The sequence below is a fragment of the Pseudomonas sp. genome (genome assembly GCF_030690725.1).
Taxonomy (GTDB): domain Bacteria; phylum Pseudomonadota; class Gammaproteobacteria; order Pseudomonadales; family Pseudomonadaceae; genus Aquipseudomonas.
In genome coordinates this window covers 45,484-70,096 of record NZ_JAUYGD010000069.1, presented here as the reverse complement: position 1 = coordinate 70,096, position 24,613 = coordinate 45,484, and the positions used below count along the sequence as shown (strand labels likewise).

General features: G+C 61.7%; 28 protein-coding genes and 2 tRNA genes. 19 read left to right on the top strand and 11 right to left on the bottom strand.

The window, feature by feature from the left end; all coding sequences use genetic code 11:
- Positions 1-25 precede the first annotated feature (25 nt).
- From Q8O69_RS18545 to Q8O69_RS18515, 7 genes are all read left to right on the top strand, one after another.
- Positions 26-1,141 carry a chemotaxis response regulator protein-glutamate methylesterase gene (locus Q8O69_RS18545; RefSeq protein WP_305593669.1) on the top strand — a complete coding sequence of 372 codons (1,116 nt, stop codon included), beginning with the start codon at positions 26-28 and terminating at the stop codon, positions 1,139-1,141.
- Positions 1,141-1,881 (top strand): flagellar motor protein, encoded by a 741-nt coding sequence (locus Q8O69_RS18540; protein ID WP_305593668.1) that lies wholly within the window; start codon positions 1,141-1,143, stop codon positions 1,879-1,881. The genes Q8O69_RS18545 and Q8O69_RS18540 overlap by 1 nt, the downstream gene beginning before the upstream one ends.
- Before the next feature lie 12 nt (positions 1,882-1,893).
- Positions 1,894-2,763 carry a flagellar motor protein MotD gene (gene motD / locus Q8O69_RS18535; protein WP_275963056.1) on the top strand — a complete coding sequence of 290 codons (870 nt, stop codon included), beginning with the start codon at positions 1,894-1,896 and terminating at the stop codon, positions 2,761-2,763.
- A gap of 51 nt (positions 2,764-2,814) precedes the next feature.
- Entirely contained in the window at positions 2,815-3,603 is a 789-nt protein-coding gene (locus tag Q8O69_RS18530; RefSeq protein WP_275963057.1) for a ParA family protein, read from the top strand.
- Between the two features lie 87 nt (positions 3,604-3,690).
- Positions 3,691-4,530 carry a CheW domain-containing protein gene (locus Q8O69_RS18525; RefSeq protein WP_305593667.1) on the top strand — a complete coding sequence of 280 codons (840 nt, stop codon included), beginning with the start codon at positions 3,691-3,693 and terminating at the stop codon, positions 4,528-4,530.
- Positions 4,531-4,635: 105 nt separating this feature from the next.
- The gene (locus Q8O69_RS18520; protein WP_090252131.1) at positions 4,636-5,115 is read left to right on the top strand and encodes a chemotaxis protein CheW; all 480 of its coding nucleotides are present in this window, start codon (positions 4,636-4,638) and stop codon (positions 5,113-5,115) included.
- Positions 5,116-5,118: 3 nt separating this feature from the next.
- Positions 5,119-5,523 carry a DUF2802 domain-containing protein gene (locus tag Q8O69_RS18515; RefSeq protein WP_305593666.1) on the top strand — a complete coding sequence of 135 codons (405 nt, stop codon included), beginning with the start codon at positions 5,119-5,121 and terminating at the stop codon, positions 5,521-5,523.
- 23 nt (positions 5,524-5,546) lie between these two features.
- Here the strand turns inward: Q8O69_RS18515 and Q8O69_RS18510 are convergent, their stop codons facing one another.
- A complete protein-coding gene (locus Q8O69_RS18510; RefSeq protein WP_305593665.1) occupies positions 5,547-5,873 on the bottom strand; it encodes an EscU/YscU/HrcU family type III secretion system export apparatus switch protein in 327 nt (108 codons plus the stop codon).
- Complete coding sequence (locus tag Q8O69_RS18505) at positions 5,870-7,414, bottom strand: flagellar hook-length control protein FliK (protein ID WP_305593664.1); 1,545 nt, start codon at positions 7,412-7,414, stop codon at positions 5,870-5,872. Before Q8O69_RS18505 ends, Q8O69_RS18510 begins: the two co-directional genes overlap by 4 nt.
- A gap of 163 nt (positions 7,415-7,577) precedes the next feature.
- Between Q8O69_RS18505 and ccmA the strand changes: the two genes are divergently transcribed.
- The 10 genes from ccmA to Q8O69_RS18455 all read left to right on the top strand — a co-directional run bounded on the left by ccmA (position 7,578) and on the right by Q8O69_RS18455 (position 14,878).
- Entirely contained in the window at positions 7,578-8,213 is a 636-nt protein-coding gene (gene ccmA / locus Q8O69_RS18500; RefSeq protein ID WP_305593663.1) for a cytochrome c biogenesis heme-transporting ATPase CcmA, read from the top strand.
- Positions 8,210-8,881, top strand: a complete 672-nt coding sequence (gene ccmB, locus Q8O69_RS18495; protein ID WP_090252142.1) for a heme exporter protein CcmB — start codon at positions 8,210-8,212, stop codon at positions 8,879-8,881. The genes ccmA and ccmB overlap by 4 nt, the downstream gene beginning before the upstream one ends.
- A gap of 73 nt (positions 8,882-8,954) precedes the next feature.
- Positions 8,955-9,713 carry a heme ABC transporter permease gene (locus Q8O69_RS18490; protein WP_305593683.1) on the top strand — a complete coding sequence of 253 codons (759 nt, stop codon included), beginning with the start codon at positions 8,955-8,957 and terminating at the stop codon, positions 9,711-9,713.
- Positions 9,710-9,886, top strand: a complete 177-nt coding sequence (ccmD, locus tag Q8O69_RS18485) for a heme exporter protein CcmD (protein ID WP_305593662.1) — start codon at positions 9,710-9,712, stop codon at positions 9,884-9,886. The genes Q8O69_RS18490 and ccmD overlap by 4 nt, the downstream gene beginning before the upstream one ends.
- Positions 9,883-10,371 carry a cytochrome c maturation protein CcmE gene (ccmE, locus tag Q8O69_RS18480; RefSeq protein WP_305593661.1) on the top strand — a complete coding sequence of 163 codons (489 nt, stop codon included), beginning with the start codon at positions 9,883-9,885 and terminating at the stop codon, positions 10,369-10,371. Before ccmD ends, ccmE begins: the two co-directional genes overlap by 4 nt.
- Positions 10,368-12,341 carry a heme lyase CcmF/NrfE family subunit gene (locus Q8O69_RS18475; RefSeq protein ID WP_305593660.1) on the top strand — a complete coding sequence of 658 codons (1,974 nt, stop codon included), beginning with the start codon at positions 10,368-10,370 and terminating at the stop codon, positions 12,339-12,341. The genes ccmE and Q8O69_RS18475 overlap by 4 nt, the downstream gene beginning before the upstream one ends.
- Positions 12,338-12,874, top strand: a complete 537-nt coding sequence (locus Q8O69_RS18470) for a DsbE family thiol:disulfide interchange protein (RefSeq protein ID WP_305593659.1) — start codon at positions 12,338-12,340, stop codon at positions 12,872-12,874. Before Q8O69_RS18475 ends, Q8O69_RS18470 begins: the two co-directional genes overlap by 4 nt.
- Positions 12,871-13,353: a cytochrome c-type biogenesis protein gene (locus tag Q8O69_RS18465; protein ID WP_305593658.1), complete on the top strand. Its 483-nt coding sequence runs from the start codon at positions 12,871-12,873 to the stop codon at positions 13,351-13,353. Before Q8O69_RS18470 ends, Q8O69_RS18465 begins: the two co-directional genes overlap by 4 nt.
- Positions 13,353-14,555 carry a c-type cytochrome biogenesis protein CcmI gene (gene ccmI / locus Q8O69_RS18460; RefSeq protein WP_305593657.1) on the top strand — a complete coding sequence of 401 codons (1,203 nt, stop codon included), beginning with the start codon at positions 13,353-13,355 and terminating at the stop codon, positions 14,553-14,555. Before Q8O69_RS18465 ends, ccmI begins: the two co-directional genes overlap by 1 nt.
- Positions 14,552-14,878: a hypothetical protein gene (locus tag Q8O69_RS18455; protein ID WP_305593656.1), complete on the top strand. Its 327-nt coding sequence runs from the start codon at positions 14,552-14,554 to the stop codon at positions 14,876-14,878. Before ccmI ends, Q8O69_RS18455 begins: the two co-directional genes overlap by 4 nt.
- 6 nt (positions 14,879-14,884) lie before the next feature.
- On the opposite strand, the gene Q8O69_RS18450 is transcribed toward Q8O69_RS18455, so the two are convergent.
- From Q8O69_RS18450 to Q8O69_RS18435, 4 genes are all read right to left on the bottom strand, one after another.
- Entirely contained in the window at positions 14,885-15,328 is a 444-nt protein-coding gene (locus Q8O69_RS18450) for a MerR family DNA-binding protein (RefSeq protein ID WP_305593655.1), read from the bottom strand.
- 74 nt (positions 15,329-15,402) lie between these two features.
- Positions 15,403-16,155 carry a VacJ family lipoprotein gene (locus tag Q8O69_RS18445; protein ID WP_305593682.1) on the bottom strand — a complete coding sequence of 251 codons (753 nt, stop codon included), beginning with the start codon at positions 16,153-16,155 and terminating at the stop codon, positions 15,403-15,405.
- Between the two features lie 16 nt (positions 16,156-16,171).
- A complete protein-coding gene (locus tag Q8O69_RS18440) occupies positions 16,172-17,470 on the bottom strand; it encodes a serine/threonine protein kinase (protein WP_305593654.1) in 1,299 nt (432 codons plus the stop codon).
- Between the two features lie 142 nt (positions 17,471-17,612).
- Positions 17,613-18,185 carry a hypothetical protein gene (locus tag Q8O69_RS18435; protein ID WP_305593653.1) on the bottom strand — a complete coding sequence of 191 codons (573 nt, stop codon included), beginning with the start codon at positions 18,183-18,185 and terminating at the stop codon, positions 17,613-17,615.
- Between the two features lie 104 nt (positions 18,186-18,289).
- On the opposite strand from Q8O69_RS18435, the gene Q8O69_RS18430 reads away from it, so the two are divergent.
- Entirely contained in the window at positions 18,290-18,658 is a 369-nt protein-coding gene (locus tag Q8O69_RS18430) for a hypothetical protein (protein ID WP_305593652.1), read from the top strand.
- Here the strand turns inward: Q8O69_RS18430 and Q8O69_RS18425 are convergent, their stop codons facing one another.
- The 5 genes from Q8O69_RS18425 to Q8O69_RS18405 all read right to left on the bottom strand — a co-directional run bounded on the left by Q8O69_RS18425 (position 18,659) and on the right by Q8O69_RS18405 (position 22,321).
- The gene (locus Q8O69_RS18425; RefSeq protein ID WP_305593651.1) at positions 18,659-20,218 is read right to left on the bottom strand and encodes a beta (1-6) glucans synthase; all 1,560 of its coding nucleotides are present in this window, start codon (positions 20,216-20,218) and stop codon (positions 18,659-18,661) included.
- Positions 20,219-20,322: 104 nt separating this feature from the next.
- Complete coding sequence (locus Q8O69_RS18420) at positions 20,323-20,547, bottom strand: DUF2061 domain-containing protein (protein WP_305593650.1); 225 nt, start codon at positions 20,545-20,547, stop codon at positions 20,323-20,325.
- A 351-nt stretch (positions 20,548-20,898) separates the two neighbouring features.
- Positions 20,899-20,975, bottom strand: a tRNA-Pro gene (locus Q8O69_RS18415).
- A gap of 9 nt (positions 20,976-20,984) precedes the next feature.
- Positions 20,985-21,060: transfer RNA gene (locus Q8O69_RS18410), tRNA-Asn, on the bottom strand.
- A gap of 64 nt (positions 21,061-21,124) precedes the next feature.
- A complete protein-coding gene (locus tag Q8O69_RS18405; RefSeq protein ID WP_305593649.1) occupies positions 21,125-22,321 on the bottom strand; it encodes an amino acid aminotransferase in 1,197 nt (398 codons plus the stop codon).
- A 176-nt stretch (positions 22,322-22,497) separates the two neighbouring features.
- Between Q8O69_RS18405 and uvrB the strand changes: the two genes are divergently transcribed.
- Entirely contained in the window at positions 22,498-24,513 is a 2,016-nt protein-coding gene (uvrB, locus tag Q8O69_RS18400; RefSeq protein ID WP_305593648.1) for an excinuclease ABC subunit UvrB, read from the top strand.
- The last annotated feature ends 100 nt before the right edge of the window (positions 24,514-24,613 follow it).

Sequence of the window (24,613 nt, the reverse complement as noted above, 5' to 3'; positions counted from 1 at the left end):
TTTGTCGCGCCGCTTAGGAGTGTTTATGGCTGTTAAGGTGTTGGTGGTTGATGACTCCGGCTTTTTTCGTCGGCGCGTGTCGGAAATTCTTTCAGCCGATCCGAATATTCAGGTAATCGGCACCGCCACTAACGGCCGTGAAGCCATCGAGCAGGCGCAGGCGCTCAAGCCCGATGTGATTACCATGGATTACGAGATGCCGATGATGGATGGCATCACGGCCGTGCGTAACATCATGCAGCGCTGTCCGACGCCGGTACTGATGTTTTCCTCGCTGACCCACGAAGGCGCGCGCGTGACGCTGGATGCGCTGGAAGCCGGTGCGGTGGATTTCCTGCCGAAGAATTTCGAGGATATTTCGCGCAACCCGGAGCGGGTCAAACAGCTGCTCTGCGAAAAAATTCATACCATTGCCCGCAGTAACCGTCGCAGTCTGAGTCCGCCGCCTGTGGTTGCGCCAAGCGCGACACCTGCTGCGCAAACCAAGCCTGTGGCACGCCCTGCAACTACCACCAGTACGCTTGGTCGCCCAGCGGCGGCTCCCGCGCCGGCGGTGGCCAGTGCGGCGCCTAAGCGCAAGTCCTACAAGCTGGTGGCGATTGGCACCTCGACAGGGGGGCCGGTGGCGCTGCAGCGCGTGTTGACCCAGTTGCCAGCTAACTTTCCAGCGCCGATTGTGCTGATCCAGCATATGCCGGCCGCTTTCACCAAGGCCTTTGCCGAGCGCCTCGACAAGCTGTGCCGTATCAGTGTCAAGGAAGCCGAGGACGGTGATGTATTGCGCCCCGGCCTTGCGCTGCTGGCGCCTGGCGGTAAGCAGATGATGGTCGACGCCCGTGGTGTGGTGAAAATCCTTCCCGGTGATGAGCGCCTGAACTACAAGCCCTGCGTCGATATCACCTTCGGCTCGGTGGCCAAGTCCTATGGCGACAAGGTGCTGGCGGTGGTGCTGACCGGCATGGGCGCGGACGGTCGTGAAGGTGCACGCCTGCTCAAGCAGGGTGGCAGCCAGGTGTGGGCGCAGGATGAAGCCAGCTGCGTGATTTACGGCATGCCCATGGCCATCGTCAAAGCCAACCTGGCCGACGCCATCTACCCGCTGGATGATATTGGCAGGCACCTGGCGGAGACCTGCATTTAATGGATGTACTGAGCCTTATTGGGGTCATCCTGGCCTTTGTCGCGATCCTCGGCGGCAACTACCTTGAAGGTGGCCACGCTGGCGCTTTGCTCAATGGGCCGGCTGCGCTGATCGTGATCGGCGGCACCCTGGGCGCGGCGTTTTTGCAGGCGCCGATGAACGTGTTCAAGCGGGCTCTGGCAATCATCAGCTGGATCTTCTTTCCGCCGCGGGTGGACCTGGCCGGCGGTATCAACCGGGTGGTTGGCTGGAGCATGACGGCGCGCAAGGAAGGCCTGCTCGGCCTTGAAGCGGTGGCTGATGTAGAAGCCGACCCTTACGCCCGCAAAGGTTTGCAGCTGTTGGTCGATGGCGCGGAGCCTGAGGCTATTCGCAGTATTCTTGAAGTCGATCTGTACACCCAGGAAGGCCGCGATATTCAAGCCGCCAAGGTGTACGAAAGCATGGGCGGCTACGCGCCGACCATTGGCATTATCGGCGCCGTGATGGGCCTGATACATGTGATGGGCAACCTGGCTGACCCGAGCAAGCTGGGTGCCGGGATTGCCGTGGCTTTTGTGGCAACCATCTACGGCGTGGGGTTTGCCAACCTGCTGCTGCTGCCGATTGGCAACAAGCTCAAGGCCATCGCCCAGCGTCAGTCGCGTTATCGCGAGATGCTGCTCGAGGGCATCCTGTCGATTGCCGAGGGTGAAAACCCGCGCTCCATCGAATTGAAGCTGCAAGGCTTTATGGATTGATGGGGACACCTTATGGCCCGCAGGCGTCATCAAGAAGAACATGAAAACCATGAACGTTGGTTGGTCTCCTATGCCGACTTCATCACCTTGCTGTTCGCGTTTTTTGTGGTCATGTATTCGATTTCCTCAATCAACGAAGGCAAGTACAAGATTCTTTCCGACAGCCTGACCGGGGTGTTCAATCAGCCGGATCGGGCGATCAAGCCGATTCCGGTGGGTGAGGAGCGGCCGCGCACCACTGAGCCAGATCGTTCGCTGGTGGATGAGGAAAACGCGCAGTCATCTGCCGATGATCTGCAGAATATCGCCAGCAGCGTGCGTGAGGCCTTTGGCGACTTGATTCAGTCCGAGCAGCTCAAGGTCAGTGGCAATGAGTTATGGATCGAGATCGAGCTTAGCTCCAGCCTGCTGTTTACCAGCGGGGATGCCATTCCCAACAATGCGGCTTTCGACATTATCGAAAAAGTAGCCAAAATTCTGGCACCCTATGAAAACCCGATTCACGTGGAAGGCTTTACCGACAACCTGCCGATTCAGACGGCGCAGTTCCCGACCAACTGGGAACTGTCTACCGCGCGGGCTGCGAGTATCGTGCGTATGCTGACTATGGATGGGGTCAACCCCGGCCGGCTGGCGGCAGTCGGTTATGGCGAGTTCCAGCCCGTCGCGGATAACACCACCGCCGAGGGGCGTGGGCGTAATCGGCGGGTGGTGTTGGTAATCTCGCGCAATCTAGATGTGCGCCGTAGCGTGAGTGGTGTCGGCAGCGCCAATGCCAAGCCCGATGCGGCCTTGCAACGGGCTGGCACGCAATCTGCACCAGCCCCGGCAGCGCCGGCCCCGCAAGCGGGTGCCGTCAATCCCCCGTCGCCGGCCCCATAAGGGTGGCCCCGTTCTCGGTCAGGCTGCAGCTGTACCGGGAGGATGATAACGATGAGAGTCTGGGCAGTAGCCAATCAAAAAGGTGGAGTCGGCAAGACCACCACATCAATCGCTCTGGCAGGCCTGTTGGCCGATGCCGGCAAGCGTGTGGTGATCGTCGATCTCGATCCCCATGGATCGATGACCAGCTATTTCGGGCATGACCCGGACAGTCTGGAGCACAGCAGCTTCGATCTGTTTCAGCATAAAGGCAGTGTGCCGCGCGGTTTGCCGCAGCAATTGCTGCTGCCTACCAGTGATGAGCGTATTTCCCTGCTGCCGTCGAGCACGGCGCTGGCCACGCTGGAGCGTCAGTCGCCCGGGCAGAGTGGGCTGGGCCTGGTGATTGCCAAGAGCCTGGCGCAGCTCTGGCAGGACTTCGATCATGCGGTGATCGACAGCCCGCCCTTGCTCGGCGTGCTGATGGTCAACGCCCTGGCTGCCAGTCAGCAACTGGTGATTCCGGTGCAGACCGAGTTTCTAGCCGTCAAAGGCCTGGAGCGGATGGTCAATACCCTGGCGATGATCAACCGTTCGCGTCAGCAGGCGTTGCCCTACACCATCGTGCCGACCCTGTTTGATCGGCGCACCCAGGCTTCCATGGGCACGTTGCGGGTGTTGCGCAACACCTACCCCGAGCACCTGTGGCCGGCTTATATTCCGGTGGATACACGTCTGCGTGATGCCAGCCGAGCAGGGCTTACACCGTCCAAGTTTGACAACAATAGCCGTGGCGTAATCGCCTACCGTGCGTTGCTCAAGCACCTGCTGTCGCAGCAGATTGCCGCACAGGTCGCCTGAGATGAACGGCTATGCTGAAGATATAGGCTCAAGTCTGCCGCTAGCGCGGCCGATAGTCTGTACAGATTGTTATTGCGGGTTGTATTCATGAGTCGTCCCCTAGCCACCGCTACACGTTCGCAACTGGCCTTGCAGTCCTATCTGGACGGCTTGCTGCAGGAGGCTGCGGTCGAGTTTGCCGAAAGCATCACTCTGGATGAGTTCGAAGCAGCGGTGCTGGAAGAGCAGGTGCGCGATGCGCGCACCATGCCGCAAGTACAAACCGTGACGGCCAAACCTGTGGTTGAACTGGCGTCGCGGCCGTTGGTGCTGCCGACCATCGAGATGCCCGCGCCGGAAATTGAAGTCCGCGTCGAGCCGCCGCAGGAGGTGGTTGAGGCTGCTGTGGTGGTCGAAGCTGTGCAGCAGGCCCCGCAGGTGCTGGTGGTGCCTGAACCTGTGTTACAGGGCCGCCCTGAGTGGGCTCAAGGGCCGTTCGAATGCCTGCTGTTTGATGTTGCTGGGCTGACCCTGGCGGTGCCGCTGGTGTGCCTGGGTTCGATTTATCCTCTGGAAGGCCAGGAGCTCACGCCATTATTTGGCCAGCCTGACTGGTTTCTCGGCATACTGCCGTGCCAGGCCGGCAACCTGAAGGTGCTGGATACCGCGCGCTGGGTGATGCCTGATCGTTACCGCGATGATTTCCGTGAAGGGTTGCAGTATGTAATTTCCGTTGAGGGCTATGAGTGGGGGCTGGCGGTGCATCAGGTCAGCCGCTCGATCCGTCTCGACCCTAACGAGGTCAAATGGCGCAGCCAGCGCACGCAGCGTCCGTGGTTGGCGGGTACGGTTATCGAACATATGTGCGCCTTGCTTGATGTCGCATCCCTGGCGGAGTTGATTGCCAGTGGTGCGGCCAAGCGCATGGCCGCCAGCCAGATACATTGAATAACGCCGGGCTGTGCGATGTGCGCAGCTTTGCATCTATAGTAATCACAGCGGGGTATACACCCGCGATTGCCGCCGCGAGCGGTTCATGACGAGGCTAGGGACATGAAGAAAAGTTCTGCACAAGGTTCTGATGATCCGATTCTGCAGTGGGTAACGTTCCGCCTGGACAACGAGACCTATGGCATCAATGTGATGCAGGTCCAGGAAGTCCTGCGTTATACCGAGATTGCCCCTGTGCCGGGTGCTCCGAGCTATGTGCTGGGCATCATCAACCTACGCGGCAACGTGGTAACCGTGATCGACACGCGTCAGCGTTTTGGGTTGGACTCCACTGAGGTGACCGATAACACCCGAATCGTGATTATCGAAGCTGACAAACAAGTGGTTGGCATCCTGGTCGACAGCGTGGCCGAGGTGGTTTACCTGCGCCAATCCGAGGTGGAGACCGCGCCGAACGTTGGCAACGACGAATCCGCCAAGTTTATCCAGGGCGTGTGCAACAAGAACGGCGAACTGCTGATTCTGGTCGAGCTGGACAAGATGATGAGCGAAGAAGAGTGGTCCGATCTGGAGAGCATCTAAGCCATGCTCGACGCGCTGCTGATCGCGCTGGCCCTGGTTTGCCTGGGGCTGATAGGCGCATGCGCCTGGCTAACCAGGCAGCTGCGCGACGCCATAAAACTGCAAGGCGAGCGTGACGCAGTGCGTGACCGGCGGCTCAAGGAGCTTAGTCGGCGTCTGGATGCCTACCTGACCGGTAGCGTACAGATGGGTGAGGAGTTGCACGAGTTGCGCCGGGTGGTCGCGCCGTTACCGGACAAGCTCAATCAGATTGAGCAACGTGATCCCAGTAGCCTGTCGTTTACCCAGGCTGCGCGTCTGGCTGGCATGGGCGCCAGCGTGGATGACCTGACCCAGTCCTGTGGCCTGAGCAAGGCCGAGGCTGAACTGGTGAGCAAGATGCAGCAAGCCAAGCTGCAGCGTTCCTGATTCCGCAAACCCTCAAGCAGTAATCAATGTGCAGGGCCTTCCAATAGACGCAGCGGCGGCGTGATATCGCTATCGCGCTCACTGCCGGCCGGCGCTTTACCCTTCAGGTACCAGGCAAAGGCGATGATTTCCGCGATACAGCGATACAGCTGTTCGGGAATTGCATCGCCCAGTTCCAGTCGCGCCAACAGGCGCACCAGTTCGGCATTTTCGTAGATCGGCACTTCGTATTCGCGGGCGATGGCGAGAATGGCTTCGGCCAGCTCGTCATCGCCTTTGGCGCTGAGCACGGGCGCATTCTGGCCGTCGTAGGTGAGGGCGATGGCTTGGCGGGGTGCGGTCTTCTTCATGCGGTTTCATCCACCCAGCGTTGTTCCAGCGTGGTGCGCGGACCGCGCGGTGGCACGCCCTGGCTACAGGCCAGTTCGCCAACCTGCACGCCGGCGGTGTTCAGGCGCTGGCGCAGGTTGTCCAGTTCCGCATCGATCAGGCTGACAGTGCTGCTGCGTTCGGCCCACAGCTGGCTGGAAAAGCGGCCGTGGGCCAGTTGCGCCTGTACTTGCAGAGGCCCCAGCGGATCAAGGTCGAAGGCCAGTTCGACCTTCCACAGGGTTTCCTTTTTCTCGGACTTGCCTTGTGGGTTGCTTTCATCGCGCTGGATTTTTACCTGCAAGGGCACCAGTTCCTGCTGGTTACGCATGGGCAGTTCCAATTGCCAGGTGGTGAGCAGGTTGCCGTCCGGGCCGACCTGGCTCTGCGCCAGGCTGGAGAGCTGATGGGTCTGCAGGCGCGAGATGGCTGCAGCGGCGAGCTTCAGCAAGGTTTCCAGATCGGCCTCGCCTTCCATCGCCTGTAGCAGGCGCGAGGGCAGAGGGAAGTTCAGCGCTTGCTGGCGGCTGGTGGCTTTGCCAAGGCTGCCGAGCAGGTCACGGGCCAGGGCGGGCATCGCCTGAGCCAGGGCTGAGCCAGCATTGGCCGCGGCCAGTGGTGTGCCGGCTGACAGGTTGGGCAGCAATTGGGTGATCAGGCGCAGCAGGTTGGCTTTCAGATCGGTCGGCAGCGCCTGGCCCTGGCCACCGAGCAGTTTGCTTTCCAGCAGGATGCCGCTGTTTTCCAGGGCCATGGCCAGGCCTTTGGGGCTGCTCAGTTGAGCGGCGTCGGGCATGGCGCCGAAGAGCTTGTCGATGCTGGTGCGCAGACCTTCACTCATTTCGGCATTGCCGCGCAGCCCTTGCAGGGCGCTGAACAGGCCTTCCAGTGAGCCTTGGCGATTGCTTTGGCTGCCCAGTTGCTGGCTCAGGGCGAGTTGATCGAGGCGGCCGCTTAGCGGTAGGAAGTTCAACGCCTGGCTGCCTTGTACCTGGGCGCTGAGCAGGCTGCCCAGCGGGAGTGCCAAGGGAGTTTCCAGGGATAGCTTGCTGCCGGCCAGCGGCGTGTTGAGCAGGCTGACTAGCACTTTGTAGATCACTTGCTGTGAGCGGGTTTGCAGCAACTGCTCGCGCGCCACCACCTTGCCCTGAAGCAGGGTGCCAACCGGCAACTGGTCGAGGTCCAGGCTGGTCAGGGGCTTATCAGCGCCCATCAGCACAGACAGCGCCAGGCGGGTTTCCGACAGGGCGGTTACGGCCAGGGATGTGCCCTGGGCCAGTGGGCGTGGACTACTGGCTTCCAGGGTGGTCTGGCTGCCGTTGTTTAGGGTCAGCTTGAGCAGCATCTGAAAACTCTGCGCCACTTCTTTGAGGGCGATGACCTCGGCCTTGGCGGTTTCACCGCTGGCCAGCAGACCTTGCATGGGCTGCAGCAGTTTCACCGCCAGGTCCGCCGCTATGGCGTTGGGGCGAGTGCTGGGGGGCGTTGGCGCAATAGGCCGTGGACTGCTGATTTCGCTCATTGGCGGGTTACACCCTGTCGAAAATGCCCACTGCGGGAGGCGAGGCATGGCATGTATAATCGCGCCCCGTCTGGTTCGGCTGCGCATTCCACTTGCGTCAGTATAGCGGCCAAGACTCTGCCGACTTGAACAGCTTTTGCCATCCATCTTAGGTACCGATGCCTTGACCAGTCCTCTTCTCGAAGCCGTGGCGCTCGCCTGTGAGCGGGACTGGCGCATGCTCTTCGAGCGTTTGGAGCTGCGTCTGGTTCCCGGTGAGATGTTGCAGGTGGCTGGCCCCAACGGCAGCGGCAAGACCAGTCTGCTGCGGTTGCTGGCCGGGTTGATGCAGCCTACCGCCGGTGAAATTCGCCTGAATGGCCGTCCGCTGGCGGAGCAGCGCGCTGAGCTGGCGCGCAATCTGTTGTGGATCGGCCATGCCGCGGGCATCAAGGGCTTGCTCACAGCCGAGGAGAACCTCACCTGGCTCTGCGCCCTGCATCAGCCCGCCGAGCGCGAGGCCATCTGGCAGGCGTTGGCGGCGGTGGGGCTGCGCGGTTTTGAGGATGTGCCCTGTCATACCCTGTCCGCCGGGCAGCAACGCCGTGTGGCGTTGGCGCGTCTGTATCTGCCTGGGCCACCGCTGTGGGTGCTGGATGAGCCTTTTACTGCACTGGACAAAGCGGCGGTTGCGCAGTTGGAGAATCATCTGGCCGCGCATTGTCAGCAGGGTGGCCTGGTGGTGCTGACCACGCACCATGAATTGACGGTCAAGCCGGCCGGTTACCGCGAGCTTGATTTAGGGCAACGTCCGTTATGAGCAATGTCTTTAGCCTGTTGCTGGCCCGTGAAGCGCGGCTGTTATTTCGTCGTCCGGCTGAGCTGGCCAACCCGCTGGTGTTCTTCGCCATCGTGATTGCATTGTTCCCGCTGGCGGTGGGGCCGCAGACGCAGTTGTTACAAAGCCTTTCGCCGGGGCTGGTGTGGGTAGCGGCGCTTTTGGCCGTGCTGCTCTCGCTGGACGGGCTTTTCCGCAGTGATTTCGAGGACGGTTCGCTGGAACAGTGGGTCCTTTCGCCGCACCCCCTGGCTCTTCTGGTTCTGGCCAAGGTGCTGGCACACTGGCTGTTCTCCGGCTTGGCGCTGGTGCTGCTGGCGCCGCTGCTGGCGTTGATGCTCGGTTTGCCGGGGCGCTGCCTGCCGGTATTGCTGATCTCGCTACTGCTCGGCACGCCGGTGCTGAGCCTGCTCGGTGCAGTCGGCGCCGCGCTGACGGTGGGCCTCAAGCGCGGCGGTCTGCTGCTCGCGCTGCTGATTTTGCCGTTGTATATCCCGGTGCTGATTCTCGGCAGCGGTGCGTTACAAGCCAGCCTGCAAGGATTGCCGGCGGTCGGCCACCTGTTGTGGTTGGCCAGCCTCACCGCACTGGCGGTGACCTTGACACCTTTTGCCATCGCCGCTGGTCTGACGATCAGTGTCGCTGAGTAGACAATAAGCCTGAATGGCCGGTTGAACCGGGTGCCTGCCTGCGCCCTGATCAGCCCTAGCACTGATGAGTAACCTGATGAACTGGACGTGGTTTCACAAGCTCGGCTCGCCCAAGTGGTTTTATGAAATCAGCAGCCGCTGGCTGCCCTGGTTGGCCCTGGCTGCTGCTGTGCTGCTGGTGGTCGGACTGGTCTGGGGGCTGGCCTTTGCGCCGCCGGATTACCAGCAGGGCAACAGCTTTCGCATTATCTATATCCATGTGCCCGCGGCGTTTCTTGCCCAGTCGATCTACGTGATGCTGGCGGTGGCCGGCATCGTCGGCCTGGTGTGGAAGATGAAGTTGGCCGATGTCGCCCTGCAGCAGGCCGCGCCCATTGGTGCCTGGATGACCGTGATAGCCCTGGTGACCGGCGCGGTGTGGGGCAAGCCGACTTGGGGCACCTACTGGGTGTGGGATGCCCGCCTGACCTCGATGCTGATTCTGCTGTTCCTGTATTTCGGCGTGATTGCCCTGGGCAATGCCATCACCAACCGCGACAGCGCGGCCAAGGCCTGTGCGGTACTGGCCATCGTCGGCGTGGTGAATATCCCGATCATCAAATACTCGGTGGAGTGGTGGAACACCCTGCACCAGCCCGCCACCTTCAGCGTGGTATCCAAGCCTGCGATGCCGTTCGAGATGTGGATGCCGCTGCTGATCATGGTGCTGGGCTTCTACTGCTTCTTTGGCGCGGTATTACTGCTGCGTATGCGCCTGGAAGTGCTCAAGCGTGAGGCGCGCAGCAGTTGGGCCAAAGCCGAGGTCAAGGCGCTGGTGGAGAAAGGCCAATGAGTTTTGCCAGCTTTAGCGAATTTATCGCCATGGGCAGCCACGGGCCTTATGTCTGGTCCTGTTATGCCATCAGCCTGGCTGTGCTGGGGCTGAATGTGGCGCTGCCAATCCTGGCGCGTCGCCGTTACCTGCAAGACGAGGCGCGTCGTTTGCGCCGGGAGGAGTTGAAGTGAACCCCGTGCGTAAAAAACGCCTGTATATCGTCCTGGCCATCATTGCCGGTGTCGGCATCGCCGTGGCCCTGGCCCTCAGTGCGCTGCAGCAGAACATCAACCTGTTCTACACCCCCACGCAGATCGCCAACGGCGAGGCCCCGCAGGACACCCGCATCCGCGCCGGTGGCCTGGTTGAGGAGGGCTCGGTGAAACGCTCCAGCGATTCGCTGGACACCGATTTCGTCGTTACCGACGGCGCCAAGAGCGTAACCATCCGCTTTACCGGCATCCTCCCGGACCTGTTCCGCGAAGGGCAGGGCATCGTCGCCATGGGCAAGCTCGACGCCAATGGTGTGCTGATTGCCGACGAAGTGCTGGCCAAACACGATGAGAACTATATGCCGCCAGAAGTGATGCAGGCTCTGGAACAGAGCGGCATGCAGCAGAAACATGACGCGGCCAAAGCGGCCAAGCAGGCCTCTCAATCGGAGTACGCGCAATGATCCCCGAACTCGGCCATCTGGCGATGATTCTCGCGCTGTGCATGGCGCTGGTGCAGGCGACGCTGCCGCTGATCGGTGCCTGGCGCGGTGATCGGCAGTGGATGAGCCTGGCACAGCCGGCTGCTTGGGGCCAGTTCAGCTTTATGCTGTTTGCCTTTATCTGCCTGACCTACGCCTTTATGGTCGACGATTTCAGCGTCGCCTACGTGGCCAACAACTCCAACAGTGCATTGCCCTGGTATTACAAATTCAGCGCCGTGTGGGGCGCGCACGAAGGTTCGCTGCTGCTCTGGGGGCTGATCCTTGCGGGCTGGACCTTTGCCGTATCGATCTTCTCGCGCCAACTGCCGGAAGAGATGCTCGCCCGCGTGCTCGCGGTGATGGGGATTATCAGCATCGGTTTTCTTCTGTTTTTGATCATCACCTCCAACCCGTTCGAGCGCCTGCTGTTCAATACCCCGGTTGATGGCCGCGACCTCAACCCGCTGCTGCAGGACTTCGGCCTGATCATTCACCCGCCGATGCTCTACATGGGCTATGTCGGCTTCTCCGTGGCCTTTGCTTTCGCCATTGCCGCCTTGCTTGGTGGCAAGCTGGACGCCGCCTGGGCGCGCTGGTCGCGGCCGTGGACTATCGTCGCCTGGGCCTTCCTCGGCATCGGTATCGCCCTGGGCTCCTGGTGGGCCTATTACGAGCTGGGCTGGGGCGGCTGGTGGTTCTGGGACCCGGTGGAAAACGCCTCCTTTATGCCCTGGCTGGTCGGCACCGCGCTGATCCACTCCCTGGCCGTGACGGAAAAACGCGGCGTGTTCAAGAGCTGGACCGTGCTGCTGGCGATTGCCGCGTTCTCGCTCAGCCTGCTGGGGACCTTCCTAGTGCGTTCCGGCGTGCTGACCTCGGTGCATGCCTTCGCCAGCGACCCTGAGCGCGGCGTGTTTATCCTGGCCTTCCTGTTGTTGGTGGTGGGCAGCTCCTTGGCGCTGTTCGCCGTGCGTGCGCCGGTGGTGAAAAGCCAGGTCGGCTTTGCCCTGTGGTCGCGAGAAACCCTGCTGCTGGTGAATAACCTGATTCTGGTGGTGGCCGCGGCGATGATTCTGCTCGGTACCCTCTACCCGCTGGTGCTGGATGCTATGACCGGGGCCAAGCTGTCGGTCGGCCCGCCGTACTTCAACGCGCTGTTCGTACCGCTAATGGGCCTGCTGATGGCGATGATCGCGGTCGGTGTGCTGGTGCGCTGGAAGGACACGCCGCTGCAGTGGCTACTGAGCATGCTTGCGCCTGTGCTGATCGGCAGTGTGGTGCTGGCAGTGATCGCCACCTTCCTGGTCGGCGACTTCAACTGGGCGGTGCTTGGCGTGTGCCTGCTGGCCGCCTGGGTGGTGCTGGCCGGGCTGCGCGACATTATTGAGAAAACCCGCCACAAAGGCTTTTTCCGCGGCCTGCCAAGCCTGACCCGTAGTTACTGGGGCATGCAGACCGCGCACCTGGGCATGGCGGTTTGTGCCCTGGGTGTGGTGCTTACCAGCATGGGCAGCTTCGAGCGCGATATGCGCATGGCGCCGGGTGAGTCGGTGGAAATTGGTGGCTACCAGTTTATTTTCGAAGGTGCCGAGCACTTTGAAGGGCCGAACTTTACCTCTGACAAAGGCACGGTGCGCATCCTCGAAGACGGCAAGCAGATTGCCGTGCTGCATCCGGAGAAGCGCCTGTACACCGTGCAGCAGTCGGTGATGACCGAGGCCGGCATCGACGCCGGGATCACCCGCGACCTGTTCGTAGCCCTGGGTGAGCCGCTGGAAAACGGCGCCTGGGCCGTGCGCGTGCATATCAAACCGTTCGTTCGCTGGATCTGGTTCGGCGCGCTGCTGATGGGCTTTGGCGGCTTCCTGGCTGCCGCCGACAAGCGCTACCGCATGAAGGTGCGCACCCGCGTGCGTGATGCACTGGGCGTGGCGGGGGCGCAGGCATGAAGCGTTTACTGCTGTTGTTGCCGCTGCTGGTCTTTCTTGGCGTGGCGGTGTTTCTCTACCGCGGTCTGTTCCTCGATCCCACCGAGCTGCCTTCGGCGTTGATTGGCAAGCCGTTCCCGGCGTTCTCCCTGCCTGCGGTGCAGGATGGCAAGACGCTTAGCGAGGCTGACCTCAAGGGCAAGCCGGCGCTGGTCAACGTTTGGGCCACTTGGTGTGTGGCCTGCCGGGTTGAGCACCCTGTACTTAACAAGCTGGCCGAGCTGGGTGTGACGATCTATGGGGTCAACTACAAGGATGACAACGCCGCCGCGCAGAAGTGGCTGGTGGAATTCCATGATCCCTATCAACTGAATATCAACGATGCGCGCGGCACCCTGGGCCTGGACCTGGGCGTGTACGGTGCGCCTGAGACCTTCCTGATCGACAAGGACGGCATCATCCGCCACAAGTTTGTCGGTGTGATTGATGAGCGTGTTTGGCGCGAGCAGCTGGCTCCGCTCTATCAGGAATTGGTCGACGAGGTTACTCCATGAAGCGCTTGCTGACCGCCGCCGTCCTGGGGCTGGCGCTGCTGGGAACCGCCCAGGCCGCTATCGACACCTACGAATTTGCCACTGAGGCTGAGCGCGAGCGTTACCGCAATCTGGTGGAAGAGTTGCGCTGCCCCAAGTGCCAGAACCAGAACATTGCCGACTCCGATGCACCGATAGCCATGGACCTGCGTGCGCAGATCTTCCGCATGCTGGAGGAAGGCCAGAGCAATGAGCAGATCATCGATTTTCTGGTCAGCCGCTATGGCGATTTCGTCCTCTATAAGCCGCCGGTAACGCCACGCACCCTGCTGCTGTGGTACGGCCCGGCCGGTCTGCTGGTCGGTGGTTTCGTCCTGCTCGGGGTCATTCTGTTGCGTCGTCGCAGCAAGCCAGGCAGCGCCGCCAGTGGCCTGTCTGCCGATGAACAGCAGCGTCTGGCTGCTCTGCTTAATCAAACGCCTGTGGATAAGAAAGACTGATGATTGAATTCTGGTTATGCGCCGGCCTGCTGTTGCTGACGGCCCTGGCGTTTCTGCTGATCCCGGTGCTGCGTGCGCGCAAGGTGCAGGCCGAAGAAGACCGTACCGCCCTTAACGTGACCCTGTATCAGGAACGTTTGCTGGACCTGCAAGGCCAGCACGACGCGGGTGCGCTGAATGCCGAGCAATTGGCCAATGGCCGTGATGAGGCAGCCCGCGAGCTGCTCGCCGATACCGAAGGCGCGCAGGCGCAGCGGACCCAGCGCACGCTGGGTGGCAAGATTCCGCTGATTGCTGCGCTGCTGATGCCGCTGCTGGGGTATGGCCTGTATCAGCAGTGGGGCGCCATCGATGATGTCGAGCGCGCGCAAGCCTTTGCCCAGCAGCCGAAGACCATCGAGGAAATGACTGCACGCCTCGAAGCTGCGGTGAAGAACGATCCCAAGTCCGCTGAAAGTTGGTACTTCCTCGGCCGTACCTATATGGCTCAAGAGCGCGCCGCTGATGCTGCCGTGGCCTTCGAGCGCGCCATAGATGTAGCCGGGCGTGAGCCGGAGCTGCTCGGGCAGTGGGCGCAGGCGCTGTATTTTTCCGGTGACAAGCAATGGACCGAACAGCTGCAGGCACTCACCGATGAGGCGCTGAAAGGCGACCCTGCAGAAGTCACCAGCCTTGGCCTGCTCGGTATTGCCGCCTATGAAGCCGGGCAGTTCCAGCAGGCGATTGAGCGCTGGCAACAGCTGGTGGCGGTGCTGCCGGCTGAGGACCCTTCGCGTATGGCGATTCAGGGCGGGATTGACCGCGCCCGTGAGCAGCTTGGTGCGCCTGCGGCCGATGCTGCGCCTGCAGCCAGCCAGGGCCTGACCGTACGTGTTGCCTTGGCCGCCGAGCTGCAAGCCAAGGTGCAACCGGGGGATGCGGTGTTTATCTTCGCTCGCGCGGTCTCCGGGCCGCCAATGCCGCTGGCGGTCAAGCGCCTGAGCGTGGCGGACCTGCCGGCTGAGGTCAGCCTGTCGGACAGCGATGCGATGATGCCGCAGCTAAAGATCTCCGGCTTTGAACAGGTGCAGCTGGTCGCGCGGATCTCGCGCAGCGGTAACGCCACGACCGGCGAGTGGATTGGCAGCAGTCAGCCGTTGGCCAGCAAGACCACCGAGCTGCAGCAACTGCTGATCGACAGCGCTGACAGCAAAGCACCATGAGACTGTTACTGCATGGTGCGCTGCTGGTTGGCCTGCTGGGGCTCGGTGCTTGCGTGCAGACCCCGCTTGCCACCGCGCCGGTTACCAGCCCGAGTGGCAGCAGCAACCATCCACGCTTTGCCCCACCACCTGGGGTGGACAGCCAGTGGAATGGGCAATTAGGCGTGTACGTGGTCGGCGGCGCGCCTCACCTGTACTACCGTGAGCGCACCTATTACCGCTGGAACTCCGGCTGGAGCTGGGCCAGTAATCCGCAGGGTCCCTGGTTGCCGACCGACAGCAGTGGTGTGCCGCCAGGCCTGCATCGCCGCTACACGCAGTAGCGGTTTTTAGTGCGCGGGGCAGGGCGTCGCCGGGCGGCGCTCGATATCCGGCTCGAAATCTTCGATCAAGCGGCAGATGGCCTGACCATCGGGGGCGCATTCGCCCTTGTCGGCCCAGTCGTCGAAGGCGTTCTGCATCACCAGCGCCAGGCGCTGGCACTCCTCGATATGCGCCTGTAGCGCCGCCAGGCGTTCACTCAGCAGGTCGCGTACCTCAGAACAGGGCGCCTGGCCGTTATCGGCGCTGGCGAGAATCTGCTGGCTGTCTTTCAGGCTAAAGCCCAAACGGCGGGCGCGGGCGATAAAGCGCAGGCGCTGCAGGTCTGCGCTGGAATACGCCTGATAGCCGTTATCCGGGTTGCGCGTGGGCCGGAGCAGGCCAAGGTCGGTGTAGTGGCGCACGGTCTCACTGCTGACTGCGGCGGCTTTGGCCAGTTGGGCGACACGCATAATCAATCTCCAGAATCGACAAAGGCCGCGCCAGGTTAAAACCTGGGGGCGGCCCTTGGGTCAAGCTCGCAGGTTTATTCGGCGATCTGCAGCTTGCGCGCCTCATGGTAGAAGAAGCGAATCTTCTCGTACTCGAACGGCGAGTTGAGCTGGCCGTAGCGGAAGTTCACCGTGGAGCGCTGGTCGACGACTTCCAGCAGGGTGATTTCCGGGTGGCTGACGCTGGCTTCGGCGACATTCAGCCAGTTGACCTGGCTTTTCGCCGCAAAATCCGCCACCAGGCCGCCGGTATCACGCAGGTTCGACGGACCCAGCAGCGGCAGAATCAGGTACGGCCCTGCCGGTGTGCCGTAATAGCCGAGGGTCTGGCCGAAATCTTCACGCTGCTTGGGCAGGCCCATACGCGTGGCCGGGTCCCACAGGCCGGCAACGCCCAGGGTGGTGTTGAGCAGCAGGCGTCCGGTGGTCTGCATGGCGCGCTTGCCTTTGAGCTGCAGCGCGCTGTTGAGCAGGCTGGGCACATCCCCCAGGTTGCTGAAGAAGTTGCTGACGCCGCTCTGCACCAGGTTGGGGGTGATATAGCGGTAGCCGTCGACAATCGGTAGGAACACCCACTCATCGAAGCGGTAGTTGAAGTGATAGACGCGGCGGTTCCACGACTCCAGCGGGTCATAGACTTGCAGCGCGCTGAGGGTTGAGCGCTCGAACTCGCGCTGATCCAGCCCGGGGTTGAACTGCAGGTGCTGCAGCGGCTGCTTGAAACCGTCGTCATCAACCGCGTGCTGGGCGTGCGCCAGGTTGCTGCCGAGCAACAGGGTGAAAAACACGGCAAGGAAGGTTGGCTTAGCCACGGAAGAACTCCAGCATGGCGTCGCTATTGACGCGGTAGTTGAGGTTGCCGCAATGGCCACCCAGCGGGTAAACGGTCAGGCGCTCGCCCAGGGTGCGGCGCAAAAAGCCCAGGTCACCAGGGCCGAGGATCACATCATCGGCGTTGTGCATGACGGCGATCTTGCTGCTGTTTTTCAGGTAGTCGGCCACGCCATACAGGCTGACCTGGTCGATCAGCTGCGCCACGCTGCCGCCATCGGTGCGCGCGCGCCACATGGGGATCAGCTGTTCGGTCAGGTAACAGTCGAAATCGCACTGCAGGGCGCGACGGAAGAACGGCGTGAGGCTGGTCCCTTCGCTGATTGGGTAGTTGATTGGGGTGATCAGGCCACGGCGGTTGATCAGGTCCGAGGTAAAGGCGATATCGGCGGAGGAGAAGCGGAAGGCCGCGCCGATCAGCATCGCCATCTGCTCGTCGCTGAGCTGCTCGCCGGAGTTCTGGAAGTCATAGAGCAGGGCGTCGTTCATGTCGACGTAGCCCTTGGTCTGGAAGTAGCGGGTCAGCTTGCCCAGTACCAGCTCATAGAAGGTGGTGCTGTTGTCGATGCCCTCAACCTTGGTTTGCACCATGCGGTCGAGGTTGGTGATTGAGGTGTAGAGGTTTACCGGCGGGTTGAGCAGCAGTACGCGCTTGAAGTTGAAGCTGCGCCGGGTTTCATCCAGCTCGCTGACAAAGGCCGCCTGCAGCGCGCCCAGGCTGTAGCCGGTGAGATGGTATTCGCTGACTTTCAGGCGCGGATGCTGCGCACGCACGGCTTGCATGGCGCGGTACAGGTCGTCGGCGTCTTCGCGGGTAATGCCGGGCGTGGCAAAGCGCGAGGCTGAGGTCATAAAGTCATAACTGGTCGGCGACGACAGTTGCACCACGTGATAACCGGCGCCGTAGAACAACTTCTTCAGGTATTCCGGGGTGCTGCTGGCGTAATGCGCGCCCGTGCCGGCGATGATAAAGATCAGCGGCGCTTCGCCAGACTGCTTGGCCATGCGGTAACGCATCTTGGTGACCGGCCAGAAATTGTCTGGCAGCTCGAACTCGCGCTCCGGGCGCAGTTTGATCTGGTAGTCGCTCTGGTTGATGTCGGCGTTGGCCGGAAGCTCCGGGCGCAGCTCCGGCGGGGTGGTCGCCAGGGTGGCTTCGAATGCATTGCTGATGGGGAAGCCATAACTGCTGGCATCGATATCGGCCGCGCTGACGGGGGCAATCAGGGCTAGGCAACTGAGAAGGGCAAGCAGACGAGGGACATGCGACATGGCTAAATCTCTGAGAGCTAGGACTGATGCTGATGGAGCGGGTCAGATGCGGAACGATTTGACCACATAAGTCAGGCTAAGTGCCGTTTAGTTATAGAACTGCCAGTTTTCAGGCAAAAGCGCCATGTGGAAGGCCAGTTTGCTACGGCAGCACGGCCAACTGCTCGACCCAGATCAGCTCGCAGGCGCCGTCGCCAGTGTCTTCGCGGCTGAGCGAGCTGACCCAGCGATAGCCATCGTCACCGTCGATTCGCACCAGTTGCCCGCTCAGGCGAATCTGCTGGCCTGTTTTGAGCCCGGCCAGAATGCTGGCTACTTCAGGGTTGGCGGGTATCAGGTGCATATTGGCGCTGTGGATCTCGATCTGCCGGCGTTCGATTGGCAGTTGTTCGGCGCGCCAGAAGTACCAGCGGTTACGTTGGCTGATGGTGATGTGGCGCAGCACCTCGGGGTCGGCCATCGGTCCCCAGCCAAGCGCCAGGTCAGTCGGCGAGAGCTTGGCGCCGCGGTCGAGGTAGTAGTCTTCACGGCCGAGAATACGTGCTTCGAGTTGGAAGCTCTCCAGCCTGCTGACCGTGTGCTCCGCCACGCGCCAGCTGCCGCTGGACAGCGGCGTAGTGGGCGGCAGGCCGCTGGGCGCGGGCAACAGTATGACCCACAGCATCCAGAGGCCGAGCAGGCTTGCGGCGATCAGTATCAGGCGACGTATCAGCATGGCTGGATTCTAGCTGGGGAGGCTGCAAGGGGCGATCACTGGAGGGTGTTATCCGTGACGCGGTGGCTTATCCTGCGCAGCCTGTTTATCTGCCTGAGTTGCCCATGTCCCGTTATCTGCCCCTGACTGCTCTGCTGATCGCTGCAGCCCTGTGTCTGGCGCTGAGCTTTGCGCTGCGTTACCAACTGATGGAAGGCGCGCAATGGGTCGGCCTGTGCGTCGACGCCCCGCAGCAGTTGGCCTGCGAGGTGCGTGCGAGCCTTGGCTGGTTGATCCATTTCCGGGTCTTGGCCTGGGCTGCGCTGATTATTGCTGTGCTGGCGTTTGTGCTGCCGGGTCTCTGGGGCAAGCGTTTGGCAGTGCCGGCATTGCTACTCGCTCTGCCGGCGCTGGTGTTGTACAGCGCCAGCCTCGCGGTATTTGCTGTGGTGCTGGCGCTGCTGCGCTGGGTGCGCGCGCCGCAAACGGCCTGATCAGGCCGTTTGCGCTTTGACCCGCAGACTGCGCCACAGCGCTGCCACCAGTAGCGCGCAGGTCAGCGCCCAGCCCAGGGCCTGCCAGTTGCTCAGGGTTTCCTGGTACAGCTGCGGCGCAATGCAGGCGCCGATCAGCAGAGCGAGCAGGGCGACCTCACGGCGGTAGCCGCCCACCGGACGGCACAGGTAGACCAGCGCCGGCAGTAACAGCGCGGCGCTGGGGAAGCTGCGGTAGCGCGCGTCTACCACCAGCGCGAGCATCATTACCGCTCCGGCAAAGCCGCTCAGCGCCAGCCACAGCGCGCCCTTGCTATGCAGCCAGTTAAATAGCCGCGCGCGCCAGCCCGTCTGCTGGCTGAGCAGTAGGGCGGCGTGGGCCAGCACCAGCAGGTTCAGCACAATCAATGCGCCGGCCCAGAGCCATTCGCCGAGGTAGCGACTGGTGATCAGCGTCAATTCTGCAAACAGACCGATACAGCCAGCGCCCAGCGCCGCCAGCAACGGCAACACCAGCGCGGCGCGTGGCGAGTGCGGACGACCGGCCAGCAGCAGCGTGGCGGCAAACAGGCCCAGGCTCAACGCCAGCCAGGCCGGCCAGTGCGGCAGGTTGGATACGGGCCCGGCGAGGATCGACTTGTCCTGGCGATCCGCGTCATACAGGCCCCAGTAACCGCCCACAGCGCCTTCGCTGATACGTTTCCAGGGTTGGTCGAAGGCTTCGATCAGGTTGTAGCGCCAGCCGTTCTGCTCGGCCATGGCGACAAAACCGCGGATAAACTTGGCCTGGTTGACCAGGCTTGGCACTGCCGTTTCGCGCTGGCGGCCTTCGCTCGGCCAGCCGGTTTCGCCGATCAGGATGTCCTTGGGTGCATAGGCGTTGCCAAAGGTCTGGCGCACTTCGGCGACTTCATGCAGCGCGCTTTCGATGCCGGCGGGGTTGTCTTCCCAGTAGGGCAGCAGGTGGATGGTGATGAAGTCCACTGCGGGTGCGACTTCTGGGTGCTTGAGCCAGAACTCCCAAACATCGGCATAGGTTACTGGTTGCTCAATCTGCGCCTTGACCTGTTCGATCAACACCACCAGTTGCTGCGGGGTGACTTCCTTGCGCAGCAGCGCCTCGTTACCGACGATCACCGCCTGGACCACGTCCGGGTGGGCATTGGCGATTTTCACCAGGCCGGCGATCTCAACCGCAGTGTCGGCGGGGTTGCGGCTGACCCAGGCGCCGACGATCAGTTTTAGGCCATGTTTGCGCGCCATGTTCGGCAGCTCTTCCAGGCCGGTCACCGAATAGGTGCGCAGGCACTCGAAGCGTTCGGCCAGCAAGGCCAGATCCGCTTCCATGCGCTCGGGGCGCAGTTGCATCGGCTGATCGAAGGGTGATTGGTCTTTGTCGAACGGTGTGTAGGACGCGCACTGCAGCTTGTGCGTGGGCGTTGCGGCATCCGCCAGTTCGACCGGTTGGCCAATGCCAAACCACAGGCCGAAGAGCGCCAGCAGGCCAAGCAGGCAGGCAAACACGTAGGGAGCAGCAGGGAAGCGAGAAGTAGCAGGCATGATCGGGCGCGTATGGTGGCTGAGCCGCGCATAGTAGCGGATTGGCCCAGCACCTCGCTGGCTGTTTTTACGCCCTGCTCAAGGGTTTACCGTGGCAGCAAGCCTTATGCCTGGTGATGCAACCACGCATGCTTGGGGCGTGCAGCTGCAGTTGTTGAGCGACCTTCGATGCGCTGCCAGACCTTCTCGTGGAAGTAGAAACCCACCGAGTTGCACAGCGGTTCGATGGCCGCCACCAAGCCGCTGGCCGCAATGCTGCCGGTCAACGCGTAAGTGACGCCGAAGGCAATGCAGAAGTGCATCAGGGTGAAAGTCACAGTCTTGAGCATGGCGCACCTCGAGTGAGAATTGTTCTCTATTGAAGTGCAGTCTAGTCGCTCAAGATTGATTGGGGAAATGTTGTGCTTGAATGGCTTTAATAGTTTTTGACGATTGATGCGCTGGCTGGCCCATGTAGCCGTGAGCAAATAAATAGCCAATAAAAAACTGTCTGGAACAGTTTTTAACGTCGCGTAGCGACGGCCCGAGGGTGGTTGCCATGGATGGCAAGCAATAAAAAAACCGCACTAGGCGGGTTTTTACTTTCAAGCAGGCTTGAAAGGGTGGTGCATGTGGTTTTCTGGCCCATGAGTAAGTGGTTAAACACCAACTGCTCTACTAACTGAGCCAACGACCAAAAATGGTCGGGGTAGGGGGATTCGAACTCCCGACATCCTGCTCCCAAAGCAGGCGCGCTACCGGACTGCGCTATACCCCGATGAACTACTGGCTCCGCGACCAGGACTCGAACCTGGGACCCAATGATTAACAGTCATTTGCTCTACCGACTGAGCTATCGCGGAACGATGGCGCGTATCCTACTGATTAGAAAGGGGAAGTCAATACCTGATCGACTTCCCCGGTGACTCAGAGAACGGCAGCGATGGCCTGAGTAACAGCTGGCAGGTTGCGCTGGTTCAGCGCGGCCACGCAGATGCGCCCGGTGCTGACGGCGTAGATGCCGAACTCGGTTTTCAGGCGCTCAACCTGCTCGGCGGTAAGGCCCGAGTAGGAGAACATGCCGCGCTGCTGGGCGACGAAGCCGAAATCGCGTTTGCAGTTGAGCGCCGCCAGCTGCTCGACCATGGCCATGCGCATGCCGCGAATACGCTCGCGCATGCCGGCCAGCTCTTCTTCCCACAGGGCGCGAAGTTCAGGGCTGTTCAGCACGCTGGCCACCACGGTGGCGCCGTGGGTTGGCGGGTTGGAGTAGTTGGTGCGGATCACGCGTTTGGCTTGCGACAGCACGCGGCTGGCTTCTTCCTGGCTGCCGGTGACGATGGACAGTGCGCCGACGCGTTCGCCGTACAGCGAGAAGGATTTGGAGAACGAGCTGGAGACGAAGAACGGGATGCCAGAAGCGGCAAACAGGCGCACGGCAAAGGCGTCCTGCTCGATACCGTCGCCAAAGCCCTGGTAGGCGATGTCGAGGAACGGCACGTGCTCGCGCTCGCGCAGCACTTCCAATACGGCTTTCCAGTCGTCCAGCGATAGGTCGACGCCGGTCGGGTTGTGGCAGCAGGCGTGCAGCACGACAACCGAGCGTGCTGGCAGGTTTTTCAGGTCTTCGAGCATGCCGGCGCGGTTGATGCCGTGGCTGGCTGCATCGTAATAGCGGTAGTTGTGCACCGTGAAGCCCGCGGACTCAAACAGCGCGCGGTGGTTTTCCCAGCTCGGGTCGCTGATCGCAACCACGGTATTGGGCAGCAAGCGCTTGAGGAAGTCGGCGCCGGTTTTCAGTGCGCCAGTGCCGCCCACGGCCTGAGTGGTGATCACCCGACCAGCGGCGATCAGCTCAGAGTCGGCGCCCAGCAACAGTTTCTGTACGGCGCTGTCATAGGCTGCAATGCCTTCAATCGGCAGGTAACCACGCGGGGCGTGGGCTTCAATGCGGGCTTTCTCGGCTTCGGCTACGGCGCGCAGCAATGGGATGCGGCCTTCCTCGTTGTAGTAAACGCCCACGCCCAGGTTGACCTTGGTCGCACGGGTATCGGCGTTGAATGCTTCATTGAGGCCCAGGATGGGATCGCGCGGAGCCATTTCGACGGCAGAGAACAGACTCATGGATGCGGCAGCTCTGAAGAGGAGAAGTGAGTATCAGGCAACACCCTGCTAGGGGTTGCGTAAGTGGGCCGGTAGTATACCGACGCATAACCTGTGCTGCGACAGCAGGCACACGCTTTTCACCGGTTTTGACGTAGGCTTTCAAGCCGCGTCACAGCCGCTTGTCGAGGTCCGTCATGTCCGAGTTTCAATTGGTCACCCGTTTCCAGCCGGCCGGCGATCAACCCGAGGCGATTCGGCAGATGGTCGAAGGCCTGGAAGCGGGCCTTTCACACCAGACATTGCTCGGCGTAACGGGCTCGGGCAAGACCTTTTCCATCGCCAACGTGATCGCGCAGATCCAGCGTCCGACCCTGGTGCTGGCGCCGAACAAGACCCTGGCCGCGCAGCTGTACGGCGAGTTCAAGAGCTTCTTCCCGAACAATGCGGTGGAGTATTTCGTTTCCTTCTACGACTACTACCAGCCCGAGGCCTATGTGCCGTCCTCCGATACCTTTATCGAGAAGGACGCCTCGATCAACGACCATATCGAGCAGATGCGCCTGTCGGCGACCAAGGCGCTTCTGGAGCGGCCGGACGCAATTATCGTCACCACCGTGTCGTGTATCTACGGCTTGGGCAGCCCCGAGTCGTACCTGAAGATGGTGTTGCACGTCGACCGTGGCGACAAGATGGACCAGCGTGCCTTGCTGCGCCGCCTGGCCGACCTGCAATACACGCGTAACGACATGGATTTCGCCCGCGCCACCTTCCGCGTGCGCGGCGATGTGATTGATATCTTCCCGGCGGAATCGGACCTGGAGGCGATTCGCATCGAGTTGTTCGACGATGAAGTGGAAAGCATCTCGGCTTTCGATCCACTGACTGGTGAGGTGATCCGCAAGCTGCCGCGCTTTACCTTCTACCCCAAGAGCCACTACGTCACCCCGCGCGAGGTGCTGCTGGAGGCGGTGGAGAAGATCAAGGTCGAGCTGGTCGAGCGCCTGGAATACCTGCGCAGCACCAACAAACTGGTGGAAGCCCAGCGCCTCGAGCAGCGCACTCGTTTTGATCTGGAGATGATCATCGAGCTGGGTTACTGCAACGGCATCGAAAACTACTCTCGCTATCTGTCCGGGCGCGGCCCTGGCGAGCCGCCACCGACGCTGTACGACTACCTGCCGGACGAAGCGCTGCTGGTGATCGATGAATCCCACGTCTCGGTGCCGCAGGTAGGTGCGATGTACAAGGGCGACCGCTCTCGCAAGGAGACCCTGGTCGAATACGGTTTCCGCCTGCCCTCGGCGCTGGATAACCGGCCCATGCGTTTCGAGGAGTGGGAGGCGGCCAGCCCGCAGACCATTTTCGTCTCAGCCACGCCGGGCAACTACGAAGCCGAGCATGCCGGGCGGGTGATCGAGCAGGTGGTGCGGCCGACCGGCCTGGTCGACCCGCAGATCGAAGTGCGCCCAGCCCTGACCCAGGTCGACGACCTGCTCTCGGAAATTCACAAGCGCGTGGCCATCGAGGAGCGTGTGCTGGTCACCACCCTGACCAAACGCATGGCCGAGGACTTGACTGATTACCTGGCTGATCACGGCGTCAAGGTGCGCTACCTGCACTCGGACATTGATACCGTGGAGCGGGTGGAGATTATCCGCGATCTGCGTATCGGCGCCTTCGATGTGTTGGTGGGGATCAACCTGCTGCGCGAAGGCCTGGACATGCCGGAAGTGTCGCTGGTGGCGATTCTCGATGCGGACAAAGAAGGCTTCCTGCGCAGCGAGCGCTCGCTGATCCAGACCATCGGCCGCGCCGCGCGTAACCTCAACGGTCGGGCGATCCTCTATGCCGACCGCATGACCGGCTCGATGGAGCGCGCCATCGGTGAAACCGAACGCCGCCGTAACAAGCAGATCGCCTTCAACGAAGCCAACGGCATCACCCCCAAGGGCGTGTTCAAGGATGTGCAAGACATCCTCGAAGGTGCCACTGTGCCCGGCTCACGCAGCAAGAAGCGCAAGGGCATGGCTCAGGCTGCCGAAGAAAGCGCGCGTTACGAGAACGAGCTGCGCTCGCCCAGTGAGATCAGCAAGCGCATTCGCCAGCTGGAAGAGAAGATGTATGCCCTGGCCCGCGATCTGGAGTTCGAGGCCGCGGCGCAGTTGCGCGATGAGATTCAGAAACTGCGGGATCGACTGCTGCAGGTTTGATTAGGTAAATGTGGGAGGGACATCGTGTGGGAGGGGCTTTAGCCGCGACAGGGTGACTGCTGCTTCGCGGCTAAAGCGGAGTGCCGCCCAGCCCCTTTCA

Coding starts and splice junctions, on each gene's coding strand:
- Q8O69_RS18515 (WP_305593666.1), top strand. CDS start 5,119: ATGCTCGACGCGCTGCTGATCGCGCTGGCCCTGGTTTGCCTGGGGCTG.
- Q8O69_RS18450 (WP_305593655.1), bottom strand. CDS start 15,328: ATGCGTGTCGCCCAACTGGCCAAAGCCGCCGCAGTCAGCAGTGAGACC.
- ccmD (WP_305593662.1), top strand. CDS start 9,710: ATGAGTTTTGCCAGCTTTAGCGAATTTATCGCCATGGGCAGCCACGGG.
- Q8O69_RS18435 (WP_305593653.1), bottom strand. CDS start 18,185: ATGCTGATACGTCGCCTGATACTGATCGCCGCAAGCCTGCTCGGCCTC.
- Q8O69_RS18505 (WP_305593664.1), bottom strand. CDS start 7,414: ATGAGCGAAATCAGCAGTCCACGGCCTATTGCGCCAACGCCCCCCAGC.
- ccmI (WP_305593657.1), top strand. CDS start 13,353: ATGATTGAATTCTGGTTATGCGCCGGCCTGCTGTTGCTGACGGCCCTG.
- Q8O69_RS18430 (WP_305593652.1), top strand. CDS start 18,290: ATGTCCCGTTATCTGCCCCTGACTGCTCTGCTGATCGCTGCAGCCCTG.
- Q8O69_RS18405 (WP_305593649.1), bottom strand. CDS start 22,321: ATGAGTCTGTTCTCTGCCGTCGAAATGGCTCCGCGCGATCCCATCCTG.
- Q8O69_RS18470 (WP_305593659.1), top strand. CDS start 12,338: ATGAAGCGTTTACTGCTGTTGTTGCCGCTGCTGGTCTTTCTTGGCGTG.
- Q8O69_RS18545 (WP_305593669.1), top strand. CDS start 26: ATGGCTGTTAAGGTGTTGGTGGTTGATGACTCCGGCTTTTTTCGTCGG.
- Q8O69_RS18540 (WP_305593668.1), top strand. CDS start 1,141: ATGGATGTACTGAGCCTTATTGGGGTCATCCTGGCCTTTGTCGCGATC.
- motD (WP_275963056.1), top strand. CDS start 1,894: ATGGCCCGCAGGCGTCATCAAGAAGAACATGAAAACCATGAACGTTGG.
- Q8O69_RS18525 (WP_305593667.1), top strand. CDS start 3,691: ATGAGTCGTCCCCTAGCCACCGCTACACGTTCGCAACTGGCCTTGCAG.
- Q8O69_RS18530 (WP_275963057.1), top strand. CDS start 2,815: ATGAGAGTCTGGGCAGTAGCCAATCAAAAAGGTGGAGTCGGCAAGACC.
- Q8O69_RS18425 (WP_305593651.1), bottom strand. CDS start 20,218: ATGCCTGCTACTTCTCGCTTCCCTGCTGCTCCCTACGTGTTTGCCTGC.
- Q8O69_RS18465 (WP_305593658.1), top strand. CDS start 12,871: ATGAAGCGCTTGCTGACCGCCGCCGTCCTGGGGCTGGCGCTGCTGGGA.
- Q8O69_RS18475 (WP_305593660.1), top strand. CDS start 10,368: ATGATCCCCGAACTCGGCCATCTGGCGATGATTCTCGCGCTGTGCATG.
- Q8O69_RS18440 (WP_305593654.1), bottom strand. CDS start 17,470: ATGTCGCATGTCCCTCGTCTGCTTGCCCTTCTCAGTTGCCTAGCCCTG.
- Q8O69_RS18420 (WP_305593650.1), bottom strand. CDS start 20,547: ATGCTCAAGACTGTGACTTTCACCCTGATGCACTTCTGCATTGCCTTC.
- uvrB (WP_305593648.1), top strand. CDS start 22,498: ATGTCCGAGTTTCAATTGGTCACCCGTTTCCAGCCGGCCGGCGATCAA.
- Q8O69_RS18455 (WP_305593656.1), top strand. CDS start 14,552: ATGAGACTGTTACTGCATGGTGCGCTGCTGGTTGGCCTGCTGGGGCTC.
- Q8O69_RS18520 (WP_090252131.1), top strand. CDS start 4,636: ATGAAGAAAAGTTCTGCACAAGGTTCTGATGATCCGATTCTGCAGTGG.
- Q8O69_RS18510 (WP_305593665.1), bottom strand. CDS start 5,873: ATGAAGAAGACCGCACCCCGCCAAGCCATCGCCCTCACCTACGACGGC.
- ccmB (WP_090252142.1), top strand. CDS start 8,210: ATGAGCAATGTCTTTAGCCTGTTGCTGGCCCGTGAAGCGCGGCTGTTA.